This window comes from Pseudomonas bohemica (assembly GCF_002934685.1).
Classification (GTDB): Bacteria; Pseudomonadota; Gammaproteobacteria; order Pseudomonadales; family Pseudomonadaceae; genus Aquipseudomonas; species Aquipseudomonas bohemica.
In genome coordinates this window covers 80041-104802 of the sequence record NZ_NKHL01000101.1, presented here as the reverse complement: position 1 = coordinate 104802, position 24762 = coordinate 80041, and the positions used below count along the sequence as shown (strand labels likewise).

18 protein-coding genes are annotated in these 24762 nt (G+C 61.1%); 12 read left to right on the top strand and 6 right to left on the bottom strand.

What is annotated here, in order from left to right:
- Positions 1-2520, bottom strand: a 2520-nt coding sequence (locus CE491_RS10505) for a retention module-containing protein (RefSeq protein ID WP_199885061.1), incomplete at its 3' end; no start/stop codon positions are given.
- Positions 2521-2939: 419 nt separating this feature from the next.
- Between CE491_RS10505 and CE491_RS10490 the strand changes: the two genes are divergently transcribed.
- From CE491_RS10490 to CE491_RS10480, 3 genes are read left to right on the top strand one after another with little or no spacing between them, the layout of a single operon-like run.
- The gene (locus tag CE491_RS10490; protein WP_110948285.1) at positions 2940-4295 is read left to right on the top strand and encodes a TolC family outer membrane protein; all 1356 of its coding nucleotides are present in this window, start codon (positions 2940-2942) and stop codon (positions 4293-4295) included.
- 40 nt (positions 4296-4335) lie between these two features.
- The gene (locus CE491_RS10485; protein ID WP_110948292.1) at positions 4336-6498 is read left to right on the top strand and encodes a type I secretion system permease/ATPase; all 2163 of its coding nucleotides are present in this window, start codon (positions 4336-4338) and stop codon (positions 6496-6498) included.
- Positions 6499-6510: 12 nt separating this feature from the next.
- Complete coding sequence (locus CE491_RS10480) at positions 6511-7854, top strand: HlyD family type I secretion periplasmic adaptor subunit (protein WP_110948284.1); 1344 nt, start codon at positions 6511-6513, stop codon at positions 7852-7854.
- A 122-nt stretch (positions 7855-7976) separates the two neighbouring features.
- Here the strand turns inward: CE491_RS10480 and pap are convergent, their stop codons facing one another.
- Positions 7977-9479: a polyphosphate:AMP phosphotransferase gene (gene pap / locus CE491_RS10475; protein ID WP_110948283.1), complete on the bottom strand. Its 1503-nt coding sequence runs from the start codon at positions 9477-9479 to the stop codon at positions 7977-7979.
- 178 nt (positions 9480-9657) lie between these two features.
- On the opposite strand from pap, the gene mnmC reads away from it, so the two are divergent.
- The 8 genes from mnmC (at position 9658) to CE491_RS10435 (ending at position 21946) form a co-directional block, all read left to right on the top strand.
- Complete coding sequence (gene mnmC / locus CE491_RS10470; protein ID WP_110948282.1) at positions 9658-11634, top strand: bifunctional tRNA (5-methylaminomethyl-2-thiouridine)(34)-methyltransferase MnmD/FAD-dependent 5-carboxymethylaminomethyl-2-thiouridine(34) oxidoreductase MnmC; 1977 nt, start codon at positions 9658-9660, stop codon at positions 11632-11634.
- Positions 11635-11940: 306 nt separating this feature from the next.
- Positions 11941-12609: an ABC transporter ATP-binding protein gene (locus CE491_RS10465; protein ID WP_110948281.1), complete on the top strand. Its 669-nt coding sequence runs from the start codon at positions 11941-11943 to the stop codon at positions 12607-12609.
- Entirely contained in the window at positions 12609-15089 is a 2481-nt protein-coding gene (locus CE491_RS10460) for an ABC transporter permease (RefSeq protein WP_110948280.1), read from the top strand. The genes CE491_RS10465 and CE491_RS10460 overlap by 1 nt, the downstream gene beginning before the upstream one ends.
- The gene (locus tag CE491_RS10455; RefSeq protein ID WP_110948279.1) at positions 15079-16167 is read left to right on the top strand and encodes a lipocalin-like domain-containing protein; all 1089 of its coding nucleotides are present in this window, start codon (positions 15079-15081) and stop codon (positions 16165-16167) included. Before CE491_RS10460 ends, CE491_RS10455 begins: the two co-directional genes overlap by 11 nt.
- A 302-nt stretch (positions 16168-16469) precedes the next feature.
- On the top strand, positions 16470-18242 hold the full coding sequence (locus CE491_RS10450) for an N-acetylglutaminylglutamine amidotransferase (protein ID WP_110948278.1): 1773 nt from the start codon (positions 16470-16472) through the stop codon (positions 18240-18242).
- A 3-nt stretch (positions 18243-18245) separates the two neighbouring features.
- Positions 18246-19994, top strand: a complete 1749-nt coding sequence (gene ngg, locus CE491_RS10445) for an N-acetylglutaminylglutamine synthetase (protein WP_110948277.1) — start codon at positions 18246-18248, stop codon at positions 19992-19994.
- Between the two features lie 145 nt (positions 19995-20139).
- Positions 20140-21327, top strand: coding sequence for an osmoprotectant NAGGN system M42 family peptidase (locus CE491_RS10440; protein ID WP_110948276.1), 1188 nt, complete (start codon positions 20140-20142; stop codon positions 21325-21327).
- A gap of 388 nt (positions 21328-21715) precedes the next feature.
- On the top strand, positions 21716-21946 hold the full coding sequence (locus tag CE491_RS10435; protein ID WP_081566003.1) for a YheU family protein: 231 nt from the start codon (positions 21716-21718) through the stop codon (positions 21944-21946).
- Positions 21947-21975: 29 nt separating this feature from the next.
- Here the strand turns inward: CE491_RS10435 and csrA are convergent, their stop codons facing one another.
- The 4 genes from csrA to CE491_RS10415 all read right to left on the bottom strand — a co-directional run bounded on the left by csrA (position 21976) and on the right by CE491_RS10415 (position 24082).
- The gene (gene csrA, locus CE491_RS10430; protein ID WP_110948275.1) at positions 21976-22173 is read right to left on the bottom strand and encodes a carbon storage regulator CsrA; all 198 of its coding nucleotides are present in this window, start codon (positions 22171-22173) and stop codon (positions 21976-21978) included.
- A gap of 199 nt (positions 22174-22372) precedes the next feature.
- Positions 22373-22705, bottom strand: a complete 333-nt coding sequence (locus CE491_RS10425) for a YnfA family protein (protein WP_110948274.1) — start codon at positions 22703-22705, stop codon at positions 22373-22375.
- An 85-nt stretch (positions 22706-22790) separates the two neighbouring features.
- The gene (locus tag CE491_RS10420) at positions 22791-23600 is read right to left on the bottom strand and encodes an SDR family oxidoreductase (protein ID WP_110948273.1); all 810 of its coding nucleotides are present in this window, start codon (positions 23598-23600) and stop codon (positions 22791-22793) included.
- A 104-nt stretch (positions 23601-23704) separates the two neighbouring features.
- The gene (locus CE491_RS10415) at positions 23705-24082 is read right to left on the bottom strand and encodes a DUF2784 domain-containing protein (protein WP_110948272.1); all 378 of its coding nucleotides are present in this window, start codon (positions 24080-24082) and stop codon (positions 23705-23707) included.
- 301 nt (positions 24083-24383) lie between these two features.
- Here CE491_RS10415 and CE491_RS10410 point away from each other — a divergent pair, with 301 nt between their 5' ends.
- Positions 24384-24542, top strand: a complete 159-nt coding sequence (locus CE491_RS10410; RefSeq protein WP_110948291.1) for a DUF3309 family protein — start codon at positions 24384-24386, stop codon at positions 24540-24542.
- Positions 24543-24762 lie beyond the last annotated feature (220 nt).

Below are 24762 nucleotides of genomic sequence, written 5' to 3'. Positions count from 1 at the left end.
GCCGTCGCCCTGGCTGTGGGTTTCAGCGCTATTGAGGGTGTAGGTGTAACTCACCTCGCCCGTATTCGGGTTGTAGTTGACGACGGTAAACGTGCTACCCGATGGCAAGGTGATCGACTGCGGCGAGGTCAGCGGCACACCATGATCGACTACGTTGATGCCGCCGACGGTGAGGGTTTGCAGGCCGTCCGGCGCGGTGATCTTGATCGTACCGGCCTGGGTCAGCGCGGCAGGATCTGGGTGGGAGCCGTCAGCAAGACTGGCCTCGCTGACCGTGCAATCGCTGCCACCGATGACCACGCCATCGTTATGGAACACGTTGACAGTGACTGTGGTGGTGCTGGTATCACCATCTGCGTCGCGGATGGTGTAGGTGAAGATGTCTTGCGCGTCGCCATGACCACCGGAATTCGGGTTGGCCATGTACGAGGCCTGACCGCTCGCGTCTACGGTCAAGGTGCCGTACAGCCCTTGAATCACCGTGCCGACGCCGCCGAAGACCGGGCTGGAAGTGTCGCTGCCCGCCCGCACGCCGACGATCAGACCGCCCGCCCCCGCGCCATCGGCCCCGGCCAGGTCGTTGGCGAGAATATTGCCGCTGGTCTCGCCACCTTCCTTCACATAGCCAATGTCCGCGGTTGCCTGAGGGACATCGTCGGTCACGTGGACGTTGATGTTGCCGTCGGCGGTGTCGCCATCGTTGTCCACAGCATGCACGGCGATCTGTTCGTTGTTGACAGTGCCGTCGCCCTGGCTGTGGGTTTCAGCGCTATTGAGGGTGTAGGTGTAACTCACCTCGCCCGTATTCGGGTTGTAGTTGAGGATCGTGAACGTGTTGCCAGACGGCAAAGTGACCGACTGCGGCGAGGTCAGCGGCACACCATGATCGACTATGCTGATGCCGCCGATGGTGAGGGTTTGCAGGCCGTCCGGCGCGGTGATCTTGATCGTACCGGCCTGGGTCAGCGCGGCAGGATCTGGGTGGGAGCCGTCAGCAAGGCTGGCTTCGCTGACCGTGCAATCGCTGCCACCAATGACCACACCATCGTTATGGAACACGTTGACGGTGATCGTGGTGGTGCTGGTATCACCATCGGCGTCGCGGATGGTGTAGGTGAAGATGTCTTGCGCGTCGCCATGACCACCGGAGTTCGGGTTGGCCATGTACGACGCCTGACCGCTCGCGTCTACGGTCAAGGTGCCGTACAGCCCTTGAATCACCTTGCCGACGCCGCCGAAGACCGGGCTGGAAGTGTCGCTGCCCGCCCGCACGCCGACGATCAGACCGCCCGCCCCCGCGCCATCGGCCCCGGCCAGGTCGTTGGCGAGAATATTGCCGCTGGTCTCGCCGCCTTCCTTCACATAGCCAATGTCAGCGGTTGCCTGAGGCACGTCGTCGGTCACGTGAACGTTGATGCTGCCATTAGCGACATCACCGTCGCTGTCCACCGCGTGGACCGCGATCTGTTCGTCGTTGACAGTGCCGTCGCCCTGGCTATGGGTTTCCGGGCCGTTGAGGGTGTAGGTGTAGCTGGCCTCGCCCGTCACCGGGTTGTAGTTGAGGATCGTGAACGTGTTGCCAGACGGCAAAGTGACCGACTGCGGCGAGGTCAGCGCCACGCCGTTGACCACGACGTCAATGCCGCCAATGGTCAAGGTCTGTAAGCCATCGGGCGCGGTGATCTTGATCACACCGTTCTGGTTCAACGCAGCCGGGTTTGGAGCGCTGCCGTCGGCAAGGTTGGCTTCGTTCAGCGTTACATCGCTGGCCCCCACCGTCACGCCGTTGTTGGTCGGCGGCGGTGGCTCATCCGGAGGGGTCACGACCGGAGGGGTGACCACAGGTGGTGTCACTTCCGGCGGCGTTGTGTCAGGCGGAGTCACTTCCGGTGGCGTTGTGTCAGGCGGCGTCACTTCCGGCGGACCGACTACAGGCGGCGCGACTACAGGGGGTTGATCGGGCGGCACGGCCACGACCGGTGGCAGCGAGTTGTCGCCGTTACGGTTCGCATCGCCGAAGACCTGGCCATCGGGCACCTCGAACGTGGCGGTCAAGCCCACCGTTGGAAAGCCGATGGTGGGCGTCACGACGCCTGCGGTCTCAGTCAGCAGCACGTAGCTGTGACCGCCGCCCAACGCCGACGGGGCACCACCGGGGTTGGCGCTGCCGGCAGCCGGCGAGTCGGCGACTTGACTCGGGTCGGCACCTGCAGCGATCACTTGCTGCAGTTGCTGCACATCCGCCAGTTGCCACTGACTCGGTGCAGTGGCATCCGGGGTGTCCACGTGAGTGGCGTGATTGGCGAGGATATCCGGGGTCAGCGGCATGCTGCTGTCGCGCCCCAGAGTCAACTCGCCTCCCTTGGCCAGGTGCACCGCCACCGCGCCCGTAGCGCCGGTTTGCAGCAGCTCGCCGGCGTAAACCTTGTCGCCTTCGACCACCAATCGCTTGGTGCCGTTGGTAGCCACTGCAAAAACGTCGCCTGTCACTGCCCGCACCGTACCGATCAACCTGGCCATGTCCACTCCCTTGCTGCGTAAACCGGATCAGAAATGTTACTAATCCAACAAAAAATGTTCGAAAGACGCACGTCTATGGCTGAGAGCCATCATTAAACGACAATTTTATGTCGCTGATTCTTTTCGAGATTTTGCTCGAAAAATCAGCTAGTCGAACGCCGTCAAATTTTCGTTTAAACCTCAATCTAAACGCTTCAGTGGTTGTAAACGCTTGAATAAAAGCGATTACTGAAGCCAACATTCGCCCGAATATCGAAAAAGGCATAAGTTTTTTTTGGAATAAGCGATATGAAAAAAACGTCTGAGCATTTCTCGAGAGTTGTTCTTTGCTATGTGTTACAAACCTGAGACGATTCAAACAGACGATTTCGCCTGTTTTTTGGCACAGGCAGTACAACATCTATCCAGGGAGAGTTTCCATGCGCGATTTGACCCCGCTTTACAGTGCAGTTGTGTTAGCGGTGGCCTGCGCCCAAGCGCAAGCCATGTCACTGAATCAAGCGGTTCAGAACACCATTGACAATCACCCGGAGATTCACTCCAACGTGAATAACCGGTTGTCCGCAGACGAAGACGTGAAGATCGCCAAGGGAGGCTATCTTCCGACCGTGGATGTCATTGCCGCCTACGGCCGCGAGCACACCGACAGCCCCACCACCCGTTTTGTGGGCAACCACAACGAAGAAACCCTGAACTACACCCAGTCGGAATTGCGGCTGCGCCAGATGCTATTCGACGGCTTCAACACCAAGAACGAAGTCGGCCGCACCCAGGCGGTGGTCAATTCCCGGGCGTACTACCTGCGCGGTACCTCGGAAGATCTTGCGCTGAGGGCTATCGAGGTTTACCTGGAAGTGCTCAAACGCCGGGAGCTGCTGGATCTGGCCAAGAACAACCTGCAGGCGCATCTGCGCATCAACGACCAGATCGGCCTGCGCGCCAATCGCGGCATCGGCAGCAACGCCGACAGCGATCAGTCCAAGGCCCGTCGCGCACTGGCGGAGAACAACTTCTACACCGCCCAGGTGGATTTGGCCGATGCCGAAGCCAACTTTTTCAGTGCCGTAGGCAAGATGCCCGATGAGCTGGAAGCCCCGCCTTCCATCAAGGGCGAAGTGCCGTCGAGCCTGACCGATGCCAAGCAAAGCATGCTGGCCAACAATTCCTATTTGAAATCGGCCCAGGCCGACGTCAACGCCGCCGAGAAGCAGTACGAGGTTGCCAAATCGCCGTTCTACCCACGCTTCGATGGCGAGCTGGCGGTGGGTGCCAACAACAACATTGCGGGCGAGGAAGGCCACGACAACGAATGGCGGGCCGCCGTGGTGATGAATTACAACCTGTTCAACGGCAATCGCGACAAGGCCCGGCTTAATTCGGATTCGTACAAGACCGGCCAGGCGATGGACATCCGCAACAACGCGCTGCGGATGATTAACGAGAACCTGTCCCTGGCCTGGAACGCCATGAACAACGCGCGCATCCAGACGCCGATCGCCCGTGAATATGCCGAAACCACGACCAAGGTCCGCGCCGCCTATCAGGACCAGTTCGGTCTGGGTCAACGCACCCTGCTCGACCTTCTGGACAGCGAAAACGAGCTGTACAACGCCGCCCGCCGCTACACCGAACTGCGCTACACCGAGGAATATTCGATGTATCGGGTGTTGGCCACCGAAGGCGAGTTGTTGAACAAAGCGCGCGTGATATTGCCAGCCGCCGCACTCGCCTTGACGGAAGTCAAAAGCGAAGCCCGGCTGCCCGACATGAAGTAATGAAGTAGCGCGCGAGCGCTGGGAGAAGTCTGTGACCAGCATGGAATTGCCAATTTTTGAACCTGCACCGTTCGACCCACGTTCGAACTTCGACGATCCGCTACTGGATGGTTTGCTCATCCTCTGCCGGCTTCACGATTGCAGCGCCAGCCGCAGCAGCCTCAGCGCTGGCCTGCCCCTGGCGCAACAATCGTTAAGCGTCGAGCTTCTGCCCCGCGCCGCCGCCCGCGCCGGTCTGCAGGCGCGCATCCTGCGCCGCGACCTGAACGCCATCGACGGCCTGAATCTGCCGGTTCTGCTGCTGCTCAAGGGCAATCGCTGTGCGATCCTTCGTCGCTGGGAAGAGGATGGTCGGGCACTGATTCTGCCCAGCGAGGCGGACGGCGGCGAACAGCGCGTCACCCGTGAAGAGCTTGAAACGCTCTACACCGGACAGGCGTTGTTCGCCCGCCCCCGCCACGAGCTGGAAAACCTGCGCGCGCCGCTGGTGCCTCGGGTCAACGCCTGGTTCCGCGACACGCTCAAATTGTCTCGCGGGCTGTACAGCGATGCGGTTCTCGCCAGTTTGCTGATCAACCTACTGGGCCTGATGGTGCCGCTGTTCGTCATGCAGACTTACGACCGCGTGGTGCCCAACCAGGCGACGTCCACGCTGTGGGTGCTGGCGATCGGTCTGCTGATCGGCACCGGTTTCGAACTGACCCTGCGGCTGGTGCGCGCGCATCTGCTGGATAAGGCCGGGAAGAAGACCGACGTGATTCTCTCGGCGACGCTGTTCGAGCGCATCACCGGCATGTCGATGAAGGCGCGCCCGGCCACCGTCGGCGGCTTCGCTCAGAGCATTCATGACTTTCAGGGCCTGCGCGAATTCCTCACCGCCGTGACCCTGACCAGCCTCATCGACCTGCCTTTCGCCGTGCTGATGCTGGCGGTGATCGGGCTGCTTGGCGGCTGGCTGGTGGTGATTCCGCTGGTGGCATTTCCGGTCACGATCCTGTTCGCCTGGATCATCCAGATACGTCTGCGCGACACGGTCGAGCGCAGTCTGGCCCTGGGTGCCGAACGCCAGGCGCTGCTGGTGGAAACCCTCGGCGGCCTGGAAACCCTGAAAGCCTGCGGCGCCGAAAGCGAACGCCAGCACAAATGGGAATCGACCCACGGCGCCCTCACCCGCCTGGACAGCCACGCCCGCGATCTGTCGGCACTGGCCAGCAACGGCACGCTGTTCATCCAGCAGTTCTCGGGCATGGCGACCATCATTGCCGGGGTCTACATCATCATTGCCGGCAACCTCACCGTCGGTGCTCTGGTCGCCAGCTACATGCTCGGCAGCCGGGTTCTCGCGCCACTGGGCCAGATCGCCGGCCTGATCACGCGCTATCAACAGGCGCAGGTCACGATGAAAAGCACCGACGCACTGATGGCCCTGCCACAGGAGCGCGCACCAGGCACGACCCCGCTGCAACACACTCAGCTCAAGGGCGCGATCCAGGTAGTCAACGCCAGCTTCGCCTATGGCGGCCCCGGCACGGCAGCGGCGTTGCACGAGGTCAGCATCAGCGTCAAACCGGGTGAGCGGGTCGGCATCATTGGTCGCAGCGGCTCGGGCAAAAGCACCCTGGCGCGACTGATGATGGGCTTCTACACGCCCGACGAAGGGCAACTGTTGCTGGACGGGCTGGACCTGCGGCAGGTGGACGTCGCCGATCTGCGTCAACAGGTGGGCTATGTCGCTCATGACCTGCCGTTGCTGGCGGGCAGCCTGCGCGACAACCTGACCCTTGGCGCGCGCTATGTCACCGATGCGCGGATGCTGGAGGTAGCCGAGCTGACTGGCGTCACCGAGCTGGCGCGCAATCATCCGCTGGGCTTCGACCGGCCAGTGGGCGAGCGCGGCCAGCTGTTATCTGGCGGGCAGCGTCAGGCAGTGCTGATGGCCCGCGCGCTGTTGCTCGATCCGCCGATCATGCTGCTCGACGAACCGACCAGCCACATGGACAACGCCAGCGAGGACGTCTTGCGGCAGAAACTCTTCGAGCGGATGCAGGGCAAGACGCTGTTGCTGGTCACCCATCGCATGTCGATGCTCAGTTTGGTGGATCGGCTGGTGGTGCTGGACAACGGCAAAGTGGTTGCCGACGGCCCGAAAGATCTCGTCGTCGAAGCACTGCGCAAGGGCCGTGTCGGCCCCACCACGGTTTAAGGAGCGTTACCGATGTCATCCGCTCACAGCTATTTTCGCCCTGCCCGTCAGGTCGATGCCGAGTTCATGCCGGAAGTTGCAGGCGTCGCGGCGCAGGACTCGTCCCGAGGTTCGCGACTCACGGTATGGATTGCCGCCGCCTTGATCCTTACCGCGCTGATCTGGGCCAAGTTCGCCGTTTTGCAGGAAGTCACCATGGGCGAAGGCAAGGCGATCCCGTCGAGCAAGGTTCAAGTGATCCAGAACCTGGAAGGCGGCATCGTCACCGAGATTTTCGTCCGCGAAGGGCAGATCGTGAACAAGGGCGATACCCTGCTGCGCCTGGACGACACGCGGTTTTTGTCGAACAAGGGCGAAAGCGAGGTCGACAAATACACCCTGATGGCTCAGGTCGGGCGCCTGTCGGCGGAATCCGAGGGGCGTCCCTTCAAGCCTTCGGCCGAGGTGCTGAGCAAGGCGCCACAAGTCGCGGCCGATGAGCAATCGCTGTATGACTCGCGCCAGCGCCGTCTGGCCAGCGAACAGCGCACACTGCAGGAGCAATTGCGGCAGAAGATGCAGGAAGTCGCCGAGTTTCGCTCCAAACAGGATCAATACCGCAATCAACTGGGCTTCATTCAGCAAGAGCTGAACATGTCGGCGCCCCTGGTCAACAGCGGCGCGGTATCGCCGGTGGAGATCATCCGGCTCAAGGGCAAGGCGTCCGAGGCCCGTGGTCAGATGGATGCGACGTCGCTGGCGATTCCTCGCGCGGAAGCCGCGATCAACGAGATCAAGAGCAAGATTCAAGAATCCCTCGACGGCTTCCGCTCCGACGCCGCGAAAGACCTGAACGACAAACGCTCGGACCTGGCCAAGGCCAGCGCCACCAGCATCGCCATCGACGACCGCGTGACCCGTACCACCGTGACCTCGCCGGTCAAGGGCATCGTCAAGACGCTCAAGGTCAACACCATCGGCGGCGTGGTTCAGCCCGGCAGCGACATGGTGGAAATCGTCCCGCTGGAGGACAACCTGCTGATCGAAGCCAAGGTACGCCCGCAAGACGTGGCCTTCCTGCGTCCGGGCCAGAAAGCCATGGTCAAGTTCAGCGCCTATGACTACACCATCTATGGCGGGCTGCCCGCCAAGCTGGAACTGATCGGCGCCGACACCACCACCGACGACAAGGGGAACACGTTCTACCTGATCCAGGTCCGGACCGACAAAAACCACTTGGGCAGCGATGACAAGCCCCTGCTGATCATCCCCGGCATGGTCGCCACCGTGGACATCATCACCGGCGAGAAAAGTGTGATGGATTATTTGTTGAAACCAGTGCTCAAAGCACGAACCGAGGCATTGCGGGAGCGGTGACGCCGCAGTTGCCCTGTAGGAGCGCGCTTGCCCGCGATACGTCGTATCGGATGATAGAAGTGCATCGGATATACGGACGAATCTCGGGCAAGCGCGCTCCTACAGGTTTTTGTGCCCGGCCGTTACTTTTTCTTTTTATCCCCCTTCTCGAACGCCGCCAACAGCGCATCGTTGATGGTGCGCAGCACTTTGACCCGCGCCCAGCGTTTATCGTTGGCTTCGACCAGTGTCCACGGGGCGATTTCGGTGCTGGTGCGGTCAACCATGTCGCCGACGGCTTCGCGGTATTGCGGCCATTTCTTGCGGTTGCGCCAGTCGTCATCAGTGATCTTGTGGCGTTTGAACGGGATCTTTTCCCGTGCCTTGAAGCGTTCCAGCTGGGTCTTGTCGTCAATCGCCAGCCAGAATTTCACTACCACGACGTTCGCATCGGTGAGTTGCTCTTCGAAGTCGTTGATCTCGCTGTAGGCCCGCAGCCAGTCAGCCTCGGAGCAAAAGCCCTCGACGCGCTCGACCAGCACCCGGCCATACCATGAGCGGTCGAACACGGTGAACTTGCCCCGCGCCGGAATCTGTCGCCAGAATCGCCACAGGTAAGGCTGCGCCAGTTCATCCTGACTCGGCGCGGCAATCGGCACGATGTGATACTGCCGAGGGTCGAGCGCCCCGGCCACGCGTTTGATGGCCCCGCCCTTGCCCGCCGCGTCATTGCCCTCGAACACCGCCACCAGCGCGTGACGACGCATGCGTTTGTCGCGCATCAGGCCCGACAGCCGCGCCTGTTCGGTGATCAACTGCTCGTTGTAGTCGTCTTTTTCCAGCGCCAGGGTCATGTCCAGGCTGTCCAGCAGGCTCAGCTCATCGGTGTTGCTCGGCAGCGGCCCGATGTTGACCATATTGGCGCTGCCTTCAGGCGTCTTCAGGGCATTCTGCAAGCCTTCCAGCAACAGGCGCCCGACCGTCAGACTGCGGTAATTGGGGTCGACACCCTCAATCACGTGCCACGGCGCATAGTCACGACTGGTGCGGCGCAGGACCCGCTCGCCGAAGCGCACGAACTTGTCGTAGGTCTGGGATTGTTGCCAGTCCAGCGGGCTGATGCGCCAGCTGTGCAACGGGTCGTCCTTGAGGGTCTTGAGGCGCAGCTTCATCTGTTTCTTGGACAGGTGAAACCAGAACTTGAAGATCACCGCGCCTTCGTCCACCAGCATTTTTTCCAGACGTTCGGCAGCGTTGATCGCCTGATCCAGAACCGGGTCCTTGAACTGCTTGTGTACCCGGCCCTGGAGCATCTGGCTGTACCAGTTGCCGAAGAAGATGCCGATGCGGCCCTTGGGCGGCAACTGGCGCCAGTAGCGCCAGACCGACGGATGGGCCAGTTCCTCGTCGGTCTGCTGATCGAAGGTGCGCACTTCTATAAAGCGCGGATCCATCCAGTCGTTGAGCAGCTTGACGGTTTCGCCCTTGCCGGCGCCTTCAATGCCGTTGATCAACACGATGATCTGGCGCTTGCTCTGTTCATGCAGTTCATATTGGGCGTCAAGCAAGGCTTCGCGAAGGGCCGGGACTTCGGCGTTGTAGGTTTCGTCGTCGATGGTGTGGCCGATTTCAGCGGATTCGAACATGTGTTGCTCCTGTTCCAGATCGCTCAAGACTAGCGGATCGATACGAGCGATGTGGGTTGTGACAACGAATCGCTGCCATGGATCAATCGTCGTGCAGCAAGCCGGTAACCGCGGTGAGTTCATCGGTGGGTTAAGATGCCGGCCTTGCACCTGCCAAAGCGCCTTGCGTAGCCCGACGATGACCACTATCCAGCACGCCCAGCTCGACTGGGACGAAAACGGCAACCCGATCTCCCGGGCATTCGCCGACGTCTACTTCTCCAACGAATCGGGCCTGGCCGAAACCCGTCACGTGTTTCTGACTCAGAACGACCTGCACGCGCGCTTCGGTGCCCTACCGGCTGACGGTCGCTTGGTGATTGGCGAAACCGGTTTTGGCACCGGGCTCAATTTCCTCTGCGCCTGGCAGTTGTTCGAAGCCTGCGCCACGCCCGGCGCGCGGTTGCAATTCGTCAGTGTCGAGAAGTTCCCCCTCAGCCGCACCGATCTGGAACGCGCCTTGAATCTGTGGCCGGAATTGAAAACCTTCGCCGATCAATTGCTGGGCCAATACCTGGCGATTCACGAAGGTTTTCAGCGATTGGTGTTCGACAGCGGGCGAGTCACGCTGACCTTGCTGATCGGCGATGCGCTGCAGATGCTGCCGCAGCTGGACGGGCAAATCGACGCATGGTTTCTCGACGGCTTCGCGCCTTCGAAAAACCCGGAAATGTGGACCCCGGAGCTGTTCGCCGAACTGGCTCGACTGGCCGCGCCCGGTTCGACCATCGGCACCTTTACTAGCACCGGCTGGGTTCGCCGTGCCTTGAATGCGGCAGGCTTCAAGATGAAACGGGTGCCGGGGATCGGCCACAAGTGGGAAGTGCTCAAGGGCACGTTCGTTGGTTGGCCCGAAGAAGTAGCTACGCCGACACCTGCGAAACCCTGGTTTGCTCGACCCCGACTGCCGACCGGCGAGCGCAAGGCATTGGTGATCGGCGCAGGACTGGCCGGCTGCGCCACGGCGGCCAGTCTCGCCGCGCGGGGCTGGCAGGTCAGTCTGCTGGAGCGGCACGAGGACGTGGCGCAGGAAGCTTCCGGCAATCCTCAAGGCGTGCTGTACCTGAAACTTTCAGCGCACGGCACGGCGCTGTCGCAATTGATCCTCAGTGGTTTTGGTCACACCCGTCGTCTGCTGGAACGGTTGGAACGTGGGGTCGACTGGGGTGACTGCGGCGTGTTGCAACTGGCGTTCGACGAAAAGGAAGGCGAGCGACAGGCGCAATTGGCGCAAGCATTTTCTCCCGAGTTGCTGCATGTGCTGGTCAAGACCGACGCCGAAGCCCGAGCCGGCGTCGCGCTGGACAGCGGCGGTCTGTTCTATCCGGAAGGCGGTTGGGTACATCCGCCTGCGTTGTGCCGGCATCAGGCGGGAATGGCGAACATTCGCCTGATGGCGCACAACGATGTCATCGAATTGCGCCGTGAAGACGATATTTGGCAGGCGTGGGATGGGGAGCGTCTGCTGGCCTCAGCCGCGGTGGTGGTATTGGCGGGCGCGGCGGAGATCAAGCGCTTTGCGGCCAGCGCGGACCTGCCACTCAAGCGCATTCGTGGGCAGATCACCCGATTGCCGGAAACCGAGGCCAGTCAGTCGCTGAGCACGGTGGTCTGCGCCGAGGGCTATGTGGCGCCGGGGCGTCTGGGCGAACACACGCTGGGGGCAAGTTTTGACTTCAAGAGCGACGACCTGACCCCGACCGTGGCCGAGCATCAGGGCAATCTGGAGCTGCTGCGCGAGATCTCGACGGACCTGACCGAGCGTCTGCAGGCCAACGAGCTACCTGCCGAACAATTGCAAGGGCGCGCTGCATTTCGCTGCACCAGTCCCGATTACCTGCCCATCGTCGGGCCGCTGGCGGACAGGCGGGCATTTCTCGAGGCATACGCGGCGTTGCGCAAGGACGCCCGGCAGATCCTACAGACCGAATGCCCCTGGCTGGACGGACTCTATGTCAACAGCGGCCATGGCTCGCGCGGACTGATCACCGCACCCTTGTCCGGCGAGTTGATCGCCGCGTGGCTGGACAACGAACCCCTGCCCTTGCCACGCAGCGTGGCAGAGGCCTGTCACCCCAACCGGTTTGTGCTGCGCAGTCTGATTCGCGGTAAATAACGAGGCCGCGAGTTCACTACAGCTTTTCGGCATGGCGACAATCCTGTGGAAGACGTTGCAGGTTACGACGGCAGCGAAAGCGCTACGACAGTCGATGCATCTCTGCCTGACCCGCCGCATTCGCCACTGTCGCAAACTCCAGCAGCTCCCACAGGTTCTGCGTCGGTCGCAAATACTCCTTCTCATCCAGGCGCGCTCCTACACAGCCCACATTCGACGCAACTTCTGCGCCCCCACGCTGATCCACTGTCCGAGCGTTTGCATATCCCGGTATTCTCCACGTCGTCTCCCTTCAGGTGCATGTCGATGCTGCAAGTCCAAGGCGTGTTCAAGAGCTATGCCACAGCCCAGGGCCCGCTGGCGGTATTGCGGGGCGCGGATTTGCAATTGGGCCAGAATGAAAGCCTGGCGTTGATGGGCGAATCCGGCAGTGGCAAAAGCACCTTGTTGCACCTGGTGGCCGGGCTGGATCAGGTCGACAAGGGCAGCATCGAAATCGCCGGTCAGCGTCTGGACCAGATGAACGAAGCGCAGTTGGCCAACTGGCGACGCACTGAAATCGGTCTGGTATTCCAGCAGTTCAACCTGATCGGCAGCCTCAAGGTCGAAGACAACCTTGCCTTTCAGGCGCGGCTGGCCGGGCGTTATCTGCCCGAGTGGCAAGCCGAGCTGGTCGAGCGCCTGGGGCTGAGTGCGCTGCTCAAGCGTTATCCGGAGCAGCTCTCCGGCGGCCAGCAACAAAGGGTAGCGATCGGGCGCGCCCTCGCTTCTCGACCCGGCCTGTTGTTGGCGGACGAACCCACAGGCAACCTTGACGAGAACACCAGCGACGAAGTGCTGCAGCTACTTCTGGACCTGCTCGCCGACAGCCCCACCAGCCTGTTGATGGTGACGCACAGCCCGCGAGTGGCGGCGCGTCTGGATCGGCAGGCGGTACTGCACCTGGGACGTCTGGCCGCTGAAGGCGATCGCTGATGCCGGTGCTTTTCTGGACGCTCAAGGCGCTGCTCAGCCATTGGCGGCGCCATCCGGTGCAGTTCTTCAGCGTGCTGACCGGCCTGTGGCTGGCGACCAGCCTGCTCACCGGGGTGCAGGCGCTGAACAGTCAGGCTCGGGAAAGTTACGCCAAAGCCAGCCAATTGATCGGCGGCGAGCCGCAAAAGGTGCTGGTTGCCCCCAACGGCGCGAATTACTCCCAGGCACTGTTCGTTAGCCTGCGCCGGGCGGGCTGGCCAGTGTCGCCCGCTTTGCGCGGTCGCATCACCCTGAAAAACCTGCCTGAGCAACGCCTGACGCTGTTGGGCATCGAACCGGTGTCACTGCCTTCCAATACCGCACTGGCCGGGCAGTCGCTGGACACCGCGCAGATCGTCGATTTCTTCACTCCGCCGGGCAGTACCTGGATCTCCCCGCAGACGATGCAGGCGCTGGGTCTGCACGAAGGTGAACAGCCGCTGAGCGAATCCGGTCAGGCTCTGCCGCAGCTGCATGCGCAGGCCGACATGGCACCCGGTCTGCTGCTGATGGACATCGGCTTCGCCCAGCAACTACTGAACCAGTCGGGGCAGATCTCACGCATGATCCTGCCCGCGGACTTCGCGGAAAACACGCCCGCCCTGCCTGATGACTTGAAGGGTGAGCTGGTGATCCGCAAAAGTGGCGAGGACAACGACCTGGGTCGCCTCACCGAAAGCTTTCACCTGAACCTCGACGCGCTAGGCTTTCTGTCGTTCGTGGTCGGGCTGTTCATCGTGCATGCGGCGATTGGCCTGGCCCTGGAACAACGCCGCGGACTGCTGCGCAACCTGCGCGCCTGCGGGGTCAGCGCCCGAGGACTGATCGGCAGTCTGATCATCGAACTGGGCGTGCTCGCCCTATTGGGTGGCATCGCCGGGGTAATCAGCGGTTACTGGCTGGCGAGCGTGCTGCTGCCCGATGTCGCCGCCAGCCTGCGTGGGTTGTATGGCGCCGAAGTAGCCGGGCATCTGAACCTGAGCATCTGGTGGTGGCTGAGCGGCCTGGGCGTGGCCCTGTTCGGTGCCTTTCTCGCCGGGGCCAGCAGCCTGTTGCGCGCGGCGCGTCTACCATTGCTGGCGCTGGCCAATGCCCAGGCCTGGCACGAAACCCACGCGCGCTGGCTCAAGCGCCAGGGCTGGATCGCCGGGATTTCTGCACTGATCGCGTTGCTCGCGGCGCTGTTCGGCAACAGCCTGGCGCTGGGTTTCGTGTTGATGGCCAGCCTGTTGCTCAGCGCCGCACTGGGCCTGCCGGTGTTGCTCAACGCCTTGCTCAACGCCCTGTTGGGCAAGAGCCGCTCGGTGCTGGGGCAGTGGTTTCTCGCCGACTGCCGCCAACAGCTGCCCGCGCTGAGCCTGGCGTTGATGGCCCTGTTGCTGGCCATGGCCGCGAACATCGGCGCGGGCAGCATGACCTCCGGTTTCCGCCAAACCTTCAGCCACTGGCTGGAGCAACGCCTGAGCGCCGAGCTGTACATCAATCCGCAGAATTCGGCCCAGGCGGCGCCGCTGCAAAAATGGCTGAGCGAGCAACCGCTGACATCCGCGGTGCTGCCCAACTGGCAGGTGTCGCTGCAACTGCATGGTTGGCCCGCCGAGCTGTATGGCGTCATCGACAGTCCGCATTACCGTCAACACTGGCCGCTGCTCGACTCGGCCAGTGGCGACCCCTGGGGACAGTTGGCCAAGGACGACACGCTGATGCTCAGCGAGCAGTTGGCGCGCCGGCTCAAGGTCGCCGTGGGTGACGAAGTGAAGCTTCCTGCGCCGGACGGTGACTGGCAACTGCGGGTGGTGGGCATCTACGCCGACTATGGCAACCCCAAGGGGCACATGCTGGTCAACGCCGAGCACCTGCTCGAACACTGGCCGCAACTGACGCCGAACCGCTTCAACCTGCGCATCGATCCCCACGCCATTCCCCAACTGCTGCGGGTGCTGCACAACAAGTTCACCATCGACGACAACCGCATCGTCGATCAGATCCAGCTCAAGGCCTGGTCGCGACAGGTGTTCGAACGCACCTTCGCCGTAACCGCCGCGCTTAACAGCCTGACGTTGATGGTCGCCGGCGTGGCGCTGTTCATCAGCCTGTTGACCCAGAGCCAGAGTCGACTGGGGCAATTGGCACCATTGTGGGCGCTGGGCGTGACCCGGCGGCAGTTAATGCTGCTGAATCTGGCGCAGACCTGGCTGCTCGCAGTGCTGACGCTGGTGCTGGCGATCCCATTGGGGCTTTTGCTGGCCTGGTGTCTGGATGCGGTCATCAACGTTCAGGCGTTCGGCTGGCGCTTACCGTTGCAGGTATTCCCGGCGCAGCTGTTGAGCCTGATGCTGCTGGCAATACTGGCTACCCTGCTGGCTTCGGCGTGGCCGCTGTACCGTCTGTATCGGACTCGCCCCGCCGATTTGCTGAGGACCTTCGCCAATGAAAGCTAAGGCGATTGCCCTGCTGTTACTGCTCGTAGCGCTGACCGGCTGCGACAACGAACCCGAAGAAGAAAAAGGCTTCGCGGGCCTTGCTGACGATGCCGCGAGCTACGCCAAAGTAACGCCGGACAAGCGCTTCGTATTCCCTGAGGATCACGGCCCACACAATGATTTCCGCATCGAGTGGTGGTACATCACCGCCAACCTCAAGGACGCCGACGGCCAGTCATTCGGCGTGCAGTGGACGCTGTTTCGCAACGCCCTGCCCCGGTCAAAAACCTCCCCCGGCAGCGATCAGGGCTGGCGCGACCGCAACCTGTGGATGGGCCATGCGGCAGTCACCTGCGAAGACGAGCACTATGCCGCCGAGCGCTATGCCCGCGGGGGTGTCGGTCAGGCTGGCGTGACCCTGGCGCCCTTCTCGGCCTGGATCGATGACTGGGCCTTGAGCAGCCAATCCACCACGGACGATCCCCTGACCGACATGCAGCTGCAAGCACGCGGGCCGCAGTTCAACTACCGCCTGCATCTGACGTCGAGCAAGCCTCTGGTGCTGCAGGGCAAACAGGGTTTCAGCCAGAAATCCGAACAAGGTCAGGCTTCGTATTACTACAGCCAGCCGTTTTTCCAGGCTGACGGCAGCATCGAGATCGATGGCAAGGCTTATCAGGTGTCCGGCCCGGCGTGGCTGGACCGCGAATGGAGCAGCCAGCCGCTGACCGAGGATCAGACCGGCTGGGACTGGTTTTCTCTGCACATGAAAGATGGGGCCGAGGTGATGCTGTACCGCATGCGCCAGAAGAACGGCGAACCTTACCTGACCGGAACCTGGATCAACGCCGATGGCAATACCGAGTTGCTGGCGGCCAAGGACATCGCGCTTGAGCCGCAAGGCACCACCGGCGTCGAAGGCCGCGACATGCCCACCCGCTGGTCGGTAAAAATCCCGGGCAAGGGGGTGGATGTGACGGTAGAAGCGCTCAACCCGCAGGCCTGGATGAACCTGCAGATTCCTTATTGGGAAGGGCCGGTGCAGGTGAGCGGGAGTCAGGATGGGGTGGGGTATCTGGAGATGACGGGGTATTGAGGTTATAGCTCTGGAACAAGGCCTGTGGGAGTGAGCTTGCTCACGAAAACTGAGCCCAGCCGCTGATGATTTAGCGTCTGTACCTGCCTCTTTGTGAGCAAGCTCACTCCACACGGTTGATTGAAATCCATGACTCCGCGTTTTGCCGCGTTCGCCAGCAAGCCTGCTCATACGTGTGTGCTGAGGACTTGAGGTCCCTGTTATAACCGATCGTTCTAAAACTCTGGCAATCCCCACCGGTCAGTCTTTGGGTAGCCGGACTTCCCGTCTACGCTCCCCAACGGAAAACCGGTAAGGATTATATGTGCGGATTAGCTGGTGAATTACGTTTCGACAACCAACCTGCGGATCTCGCCGCAGTAGAACGCATCACCCATCATCTGGCCCCTCGCGGCCCGGATGCCTGGGGTTTTCATAGCCAGGGGCCGATTGCCCTGGGCCATCGTCGCCTGAAAATCATGGACCTGTCCGACGGCTCGGCGCAGCCGATGATCGACAGCCATCTGGGCCTTTCCCTGGCCTTCAACGGCGCGATTTACAACTTCCCTGAACTACGTGCCGAGCTTGAAGCGCTCGGCTACCAGTTCCATTCCGGTGGCGACACCGAAGTGCTGCTCAAGGGCTATCACGCCTGGGGCGAAGACATGCTGCCCAAGCTCAACGGCATGTTCGCTTTCGCCATCTGGGAGCGCGACAAAGACAGCCTGTTCATTGCCCGCGACCGTCTGGGCGTCAAGCCGCTGTATCTGTCGCGCACCGACAAGCGCCTGCGCTTCGCGTCGGCCCTGCCTGCGCTGCTCAAGGGCGGCGACATCAGCCCCATGCTCGACCCGATCGCGCTGAACCATTACCTGAATTTCCATGCCGTGGTCCCTGCCCCTCGCACCCTGCTCGCTGGTGTCGAGAAAATTCCGCCAGCCACCTGGATGCGGGTCAGTGCCGACGGCAAGATCGAGCAGAAAGTCTGGTGGACGCTGCCCTACGGCCCACGCGCCGACGAAGCGAACCTGACCCTCGAAGACTGGCGCGACCGCGTGCTCGACAGCACCCGTGAAGCCGTGGCCATTCGCCAACGTGCGGCGGTGGATGTCGGTGTGCTGCTGTCCGGCGGCGTCGATTCCAGCATGCTGGTGGGGCTGTTGCGCGAAGTCGGCGTTAAAGACCTGTCGACGTTCTCCATCGGCTTCCAGGATGCCGGTGGCGAGCGCGGCGACGAGTTCCAGTATTCGGACCTGATCGCCAAGCACTACGGCACCCACCATCATCAACTGCGCATCAAGGAAAGCGAAATCATCGAGCAGCTGCCTGCCGCGTTTCGCGCCATGAGCGAGCCGATGGTCAGCCATGACTGCATCGCTTTCTACCTGCTGTCCCGCGAAGTCGCCAAGCACTGCAAAGTGGTCCAGAGCGGCCAGGGCGCGGACGAGCTGTTCGCCGGTTATCACTGGTACCCGCAGGTCGATGGCGCGAGCGATCCTTATGCGGCCTATCGCAATGCGTTTTTCGATCGCAGCTACGACGAGTATGCGGCCACCGTGACACCGAAATGGCTGACCGCCAATGACGCCGCCGGTGACTTCGTGCGCGAACATTTCGCCACGCCGGGTGCCGATGCCGCAGTAGATAAAGCCCTGCGTCTGGACAGTACGGTGATGCTGGTGGACGACCCGGTCAAACGTGTCGACAACATGACCATGGCTTGGGGTCTGGAGGCGCGTACGCCGTTCCTCGACTACCGCTTGGTGGAGCTGTCGGCCCGCGTTCCTGCGCGCTTCAAGCTGCCCGATGGCGGCAAGCAAGTGCTCAAGGAGGCAGCGCGTCTGGTGATTCCATCCGAAGTCATCGACCGCAAAAAAGGCTATTTCCCTGTGCCCGGTCTCAAGCACCTGGAAGGCGACACGTTGAATTGGGTCCGCGATCTGTTGCTCGATCCGAGTCAGGACCGTGGCCTGTTCAACCCGACCATGCTCGACAAGCTGTTGACCGATCCCGACGGTCAATTGACCCCATTGCGCGGTTCCAAGCTGTGGCAGCTCGCGGCCCTGAATCTGTGGCTCAGCGAACAAGGACTTTGACCGATGAAAGCCAACGCTTCGATCTACAACCAGCGTCTGTTGCGTGGTCAGGCACCATCCTATGAACGCTTGCAAGCGCGTTTTGCCGAGGATGGCAGCACCTCCGATAGTGAGCCGCTGGCGCTGCATTGCGGCTGGGGCCGTCTGCTGATCGGCCACACCTATCCTGATCCTGCGGCGCTGGCCCATGAGTTGCTCAACGAGAAACCCGGCGAGCGTGACATCGCGCTGTACGTAGCCGCGCCGCAACAGGTGTTGGCGCAATCGCCGCAGCAGCTGTTCCTCGATCCGTCGGACACCCTGCGTTTGTGGTTCAGCGACTATCGCCCTTCCCAGCGCGTGTTTCGCGGCTTTCGCATTCGTCGCGCGCAGAACCAGGGCGATTGGGACGCCATCAATAATCTCTACATTGCGCGCAACATGTTGCCCATAGATCCAACGTTGCTGACGCCGCGTCATCAGGGCGGACCGGTCTACTGGATCGCCGAAGACGAAACCACCAACGCGGTGATCGGCAGCGTCATGGGCCTGAACCACCAGAAAGCCTTCAACGACCCGGAAAACGGCAGCAGCCTCTGGTGCCTGGCGGTGGACCCGCAATGCACCCGCCCAGGCGTTGGTGAAGTGTTGGTGCGCCATCTGATCGAGCATTTCCAGAGCCGAGGGCTGGCTTATCTGGATCTGTCGGTACTGCACGACAATCAACAGGCCAAGAACCTCTACGGCAAACTCGGTTTTCGCAACCTGCCGACCTTCGCCATCAAGCGCAAGAACGGTATCAACGAGAAGCTGTTTCTCGGCCCCGGTCCGCAAGCGGACTTCAACCCGTATGCGCGAATCATCGTCGAGGAAGCCCATCGGCGTGGTATCGATGTGCAGGTCGATGATGCCGAAGCCGGACTGTTCACGCTCATTCACGGCGGCCGCCGCATTCGCTGCCGCGAGTCTCTGAGTGACCTGACCTCGGCGGTCAGCATGACCCTGTGTCAGGACAAGCGTCTGACCAACAAAGTGCTGAAAGCGGCGGGCCTGGAGTTGCCAGTGCAACAACTGGCGGGCAATGCCGATGACAATCTGGCGTTTCTGGATGAGCACGAACGCATCGTGGTCAAGCCTGTGGATGGCGAACAGGGTCAGGGCGTAGCGGTCGATCTGCGTACCATCGAAGACGTTCAGGCTGCTGTCGAGCGGGCACGCCAGTTCGATTCCCGCGTGTTGCTGGAAAGCTTTCACGAAGGACTGGATCTGCGCATTGTGGTCATCGGTTTCGAAGTGGCAGCGGCGGCGATCAGACGTCCTGCGCAGATCATGGGCGATGGCAGTCACACCATCGGGCAACTGATCGAAGCCCAGAGCCGTCGCCGTTCTGCTGCGACAGATGGCGAAAGCAAGATTCCGGTGGATGAAGAGACCCGTCGCACTGTGGAAGACGCCGGTTTCACGTTCGACAGCGTACTGCCTGCCGACCAGCGTCTGGCCGTGCGCCGCACTGCAAACCTGCACACCGGCGGCTGTCTGGAAGACGTCACCGCGATCCTGCACCCGGTGTTGAAAGATGCCGCCATCCGCGCTGCTCGCGCCCTCGACATTCCGGTGGTGGGCCTGGACCTGATGGTTCCGGCCGCCGATCAACCCGAGTACGTGTTCATTGAAGCCAATGAACGCTGCGGCTTGGCCAATCACGAGCCACAACCGACCGCCGAACGTTTCGTCGATCTATTGTTCCCCCACAGCTTGCCTGTGCACGGCTGAAAAGCGGCGCGCGCTCCTATCGTTGTAGGAGCGCACTTTCCCGTGATGGCGTAATACCAGGCGAAGTTCTCGTCACAGGCATTCCGATATCGCGGGCAAGCGTGCTCCCACCGGGGTTATCGCGCCATCAAATGAGGAGCCTCCCATGACAACTGCGACCAAAATCCTCGAACCGGATCTGAATTACCTGCAGAAAGTCCTGCTGGAAATGCTCGCGATTCCAAGTCCCACGGGCTTTACCGACACCATCGTGCGTTATGTCGCCGAGCGTCTGGAAGAGCTGGGCATTCCCTTCGAACTGACCCGGCGCGGCACAATCCGCGCTACCTTGAAAGGCAAGCAGAACAGCCCGGACCGCGCCGTTTCCGCGCACCTGGACACCATTGGCGCCAGCGTGCGTGAGGTGAAAGACAACGGCCGTCTGGGCCTGGCCGCCGTCGGTTGCTGGTCCAGCCGCTTTGCCGAAGGCAGCCGTGTGAGCGTGTTCACCGACACCGGCGTGATTCGTGGCAGCGTGCTGCCGTTGATGGCCTCCGGGCATGCGTTCAACACCGCCGTCGATACCCTGCCGATCAGTTGGGATCACATCGAGCTGCGCCTGGACGCCTATTGCGCCACCCGCGCCGACTGTGAATCGCTGGGGATCAATGTCGGCGATTTCGTCGCCTTCGATCCATTGCCCGAGTTCACCGAAAGCGGCCACATCAGCGCCCGTCACCTGGACGACAAGGCTGGCGTGGCGGCGCTGCTCGCAGCTCTCAAAGCGATTGTCGACAGCGGCGCCGAACCGCTGATCGATTGCCACCCGCTGTTCACCATCACCGAAGAGACCGGCAGTGGTGCGGCGGGCAGCCTGCCGTGGGACGTTAGCGAATTCGTCGGTATCGATATCGCCCCGGTGGCGCCCGGCCAACACTCCAGCGAGCACGCGGTGAGCGTGGCCATGCAGGATTCCGGCGGTCCCTATGACTATCACCTGTCCCGACATCTGTTGCGTCTGGGCCAGGAAAAGGAACTGTCGGTGCGCCGAGACCTGTTCCGCTATTACTACAGCGACGCGCATTCGGCGATCACCGCCGGCTACGACACCCGCACCGCCCTGCTGGCCTTCGGTTGCGACGCGACCCACGGTTATGAGCGCACGCACATCGACAGCCTCAGCACGCTTAGCCGTTTGTTGACGGCATACATCATGAGCCCGCCGGTGTTCGCCAGCGATGCGAAACCGGCCAATGCGTCGCTGGAGAATTTCAGTCATCAGATCGAGCACGACGCGCAAATGGAGACCGATACTCGGGTGCCGGCGGTGGATACGTTGGTGGGGCAGCGGTAGGCGCTGACGACGCAAACTGTGTGAGCGCGCTTGCCGGCGATGCGCCGGGTCAGGGGTCCATCTGCAACTGACCCCCTTCGCTGCCGTTGTAACCTCCTGCGCCTGCCACAGGTTTCGCGGCGTCCGGGGGTTTCGGCGGGCACACGATCAATTGCAATAGCCGTTGGTGGATGGCAAATGCCCGCATGACGCCTGAACCTGTGAGAAACGCCGGAAGTTACGACGGCGGCTAACGCGGCAGATCAGGCGACTGATCGGTGATTGCCCCAACGCATTAGCCAGCAGCCAACGCCTACAATGTGGGAAATTGAACCACGACCCGTAGCCTCCTTCTCCCGACCAAGCTAGCATCCCCGCCATCCGCCCCACTGCGATTATCGAGAACCCTATGCTGATCCCCCACGACCAACTCGAAGCCGACACCCTGACGCGTCTGATCGAGGATTTCGTGACTCGAGATGGCACCGACAACGGTGACGACACGCCGCTCGAAACCCGCGTGCTACGGGTTCGGCACGCGTTGAGCAAAGGTCAGGCGGTGATTTTTTTCGACCTGGACAGCCAGCAATGCCAGCTGATGCTCAAGCATGAAGTGCCCAAGGAATATTTCGACGAATGAATGGCCGGCCGCGGCGCGTGTAAACGCGCTTACGAGGTCGAAGACTGCGCGGCCATCTGCTGCAGGCGTGCCGTGATACGCCTGTAGACTTCCGCGCGGTGAATCTTCACGTGTTGCGGCGCGTCGATGCCCAGGCGTACCTGATTGCCGGTGATGCCCAGGATCCGCACTGTGATGTCATCTCCGATGGAGAATGTTTCTCCAATTTCTCGCGTCAATACCAGCATTTTTCCTACTCCCTGGGAGGTAACCGAGGGAGCAGGTTGCCGCGGTGGATCCAATCCTTCAATGCACTGAGAACAAATCAGTTTTGCCCTTCAGGCCTGAACGGCGGCGGCTGACAGACATGTCCTACAGGCGAACGGATGTAATCAAACACATCGAACATTCGACACAATCGTTAACGCTTTTCGAAGATCGCGGTCGTCAGGAAACTGACCAGCGCGGACCGAACAGAATGACCGTCGCACCTATCACGCAAAAGCCCACGCCAATCCAGTCCGACGTCAGCGGCCGCACACGCTCGATCACACCCAGCCAGGCGATGGACGCAATGATGTAGATGCCGCCATACGCCGCATAGGCGCGCCCGGCATAGGTGGCTTCGACCCGCGTGAGCAACAGCGCGAACAGCGTCAGGCTGATCAGCGCGGGGATGACCCAAAGCGCGCTCTTGCCCTGTCGCAACCACATCCAGAACCCGTAACAACCGGCGATTTCGAACAAGGCAGCGAGAAAGAACCAGAGATAGTTGAGCACGATGAAGTCTCTTCAAGGGTGACCGGAAAGATGCGCGTCACCCTATCAGAAAATGTTTCTGCCAAGCTTAATGCTAGCCCTGCCCTCATTCCGCCCTGGCCTTGGCGCGCATCTTGTCGGCCATGTTGGCCATCTCGTTATAGATCGCTTGCGGATTCTGCTGCTTGAGCTGCCAGGCCATGCGCCCCTGCTCGTGAGGCAGGATCAGGAATTCGCCCTGGCCGACCTGATCGAAGATATACCCGGCGATGTCACTCGCTGTGATTGGCGAGCTTTCCAGCAACTTGCCGACCTGAGCTTTCATCGCCGGGGTCGGGCCGCGGAAGGAGTCCAGCAGGTTGGTCTGAAAGAACGAAGGGCAGACTACGTGCACGCCTATTTCCTGCTGCCGCAACTCGACCAGCAGGCTTTCCGACAACGCCACCACCCCCGCCTTGGCCACGTTGTAATTGCTCATCGCCGGTCCCTGCATCAGGGCCGCCATCGAGGCAATGTTGACGATCTTGCCCTTGCTCTGTTCCAGCAGCGGCAAGAACGCTTTGCACCCCTTGACCACACCCATGAGGTTGATCGCGATCTGCCAGTCCCAGTCCTCCAGCGACAGCTCGCCGAAGAAGCCACCAGACGCCACCCCCGCGTTATTGACGATGATGTCGATGCCGCCGAACTTCTGCTCGCAGGCCTGTGCGAAGGCGGTCAGCTGGCTGTAATCGCGCACATCGCAACGCTGAATGAAACCGTCACCGCCCGCCTCGCGCACGAGCTTCAAGGTTTCCTGAAGACCGTCATCACTGACGTCCGACAGCGCCAGACGCCAGCCTTCTCGTGCCCAACGCAGTGCGATCTCGCGCCCCAGGCCGGATCCTGCGCCAGTGATCATCATGCGATTTTGCATAGCCATTGCCTTGTCGATTGCGAGGAAGTGGCTTCAGTGTAAACAGACAAATTGTCGGACAACGCCTTCATTAGCTCGCTGAATATGCCAGGCAAACCCTCGCCTCAGGCCACCTTGTGTCGTGCGCGCCAGCGCCGGATGACGATGGCGTAAGCAACCAGGTTGATCGTCAGCACCACGGCGCCGAGGCCAACCTGGATCTGTGGCGTGAGGCCCGCCGGGTAAATCAGCGCAGTCAGGTAGTGGCCGACGAAATCGCCTCGATACCCGGCGGCTCCTGCCTTGATGCGCAGGGCATTTTCCAATGGAGTCAGCGGACAATACAGATGCAGGAATTCCACCGCCATGCCCCAGGCCACCGCCGGAAGATGCAGCCAGACCCAAGCGAGCCTGTGCAAAACCAGAACTGCGCCCAACATGACGAACAGAATGAATAAAAGATGGAAGACCACCACCGCATCGGCCAAGAGAGAATAAAACATGGCTTGCTTCCTATTGGCGGGATTGCGGTAACTTCGTGACCGGTCGGGAAATTGTTAGTTCCATATTAATTTGCTGTAAGAGAACGCTTTCTGCAGATCTCGAGGGTGATTAGTTCTCCCTGATTATTTTTTAACTATTTGATTTTTATGAATTTTATAAAAACTGGATTTTTTATTTCCTTCCATCCGAACCTTTTATTCAGGGGGATAGTCGGATTATTCAAGCAGTACAACTTTTCACGAAGTTGGCGAACGCTTGAACGGCATGGCCATTTACCAAGTACACAAGAAGGAACTCGTCATGGGCATCGGCACAATTCTGATCATCATCCTGATTCTCCTGTTGGTCGGCGGTCTTCCGATCTTCCCGCACTCCAGAAGTTGGGGTTACGGGCCGTCTGGCATCATCGGTACGATTCTGGTGATTCTGTTGATTCTGGTCTTGCTCGGAAGGATATAACCCCCCTGGTAGCCAGTGAAAAACCCCGCTCCTGTAGCGGGGTTTTTTATGGGTGATGGCGGCGTTGAATTTGGGCTCCGCGCCATCGGCGTGCAGCCTGCACCCAAGTCGCTATCTGTGTTGTCTGGGTTTGCGCGCACCCAGAGCAGGTGCGGTACAGAATTTTTAACGTCAGCGCTGTACCTGTAGGTGCTTTTGGAGGTTACGACAGTGGCGAATG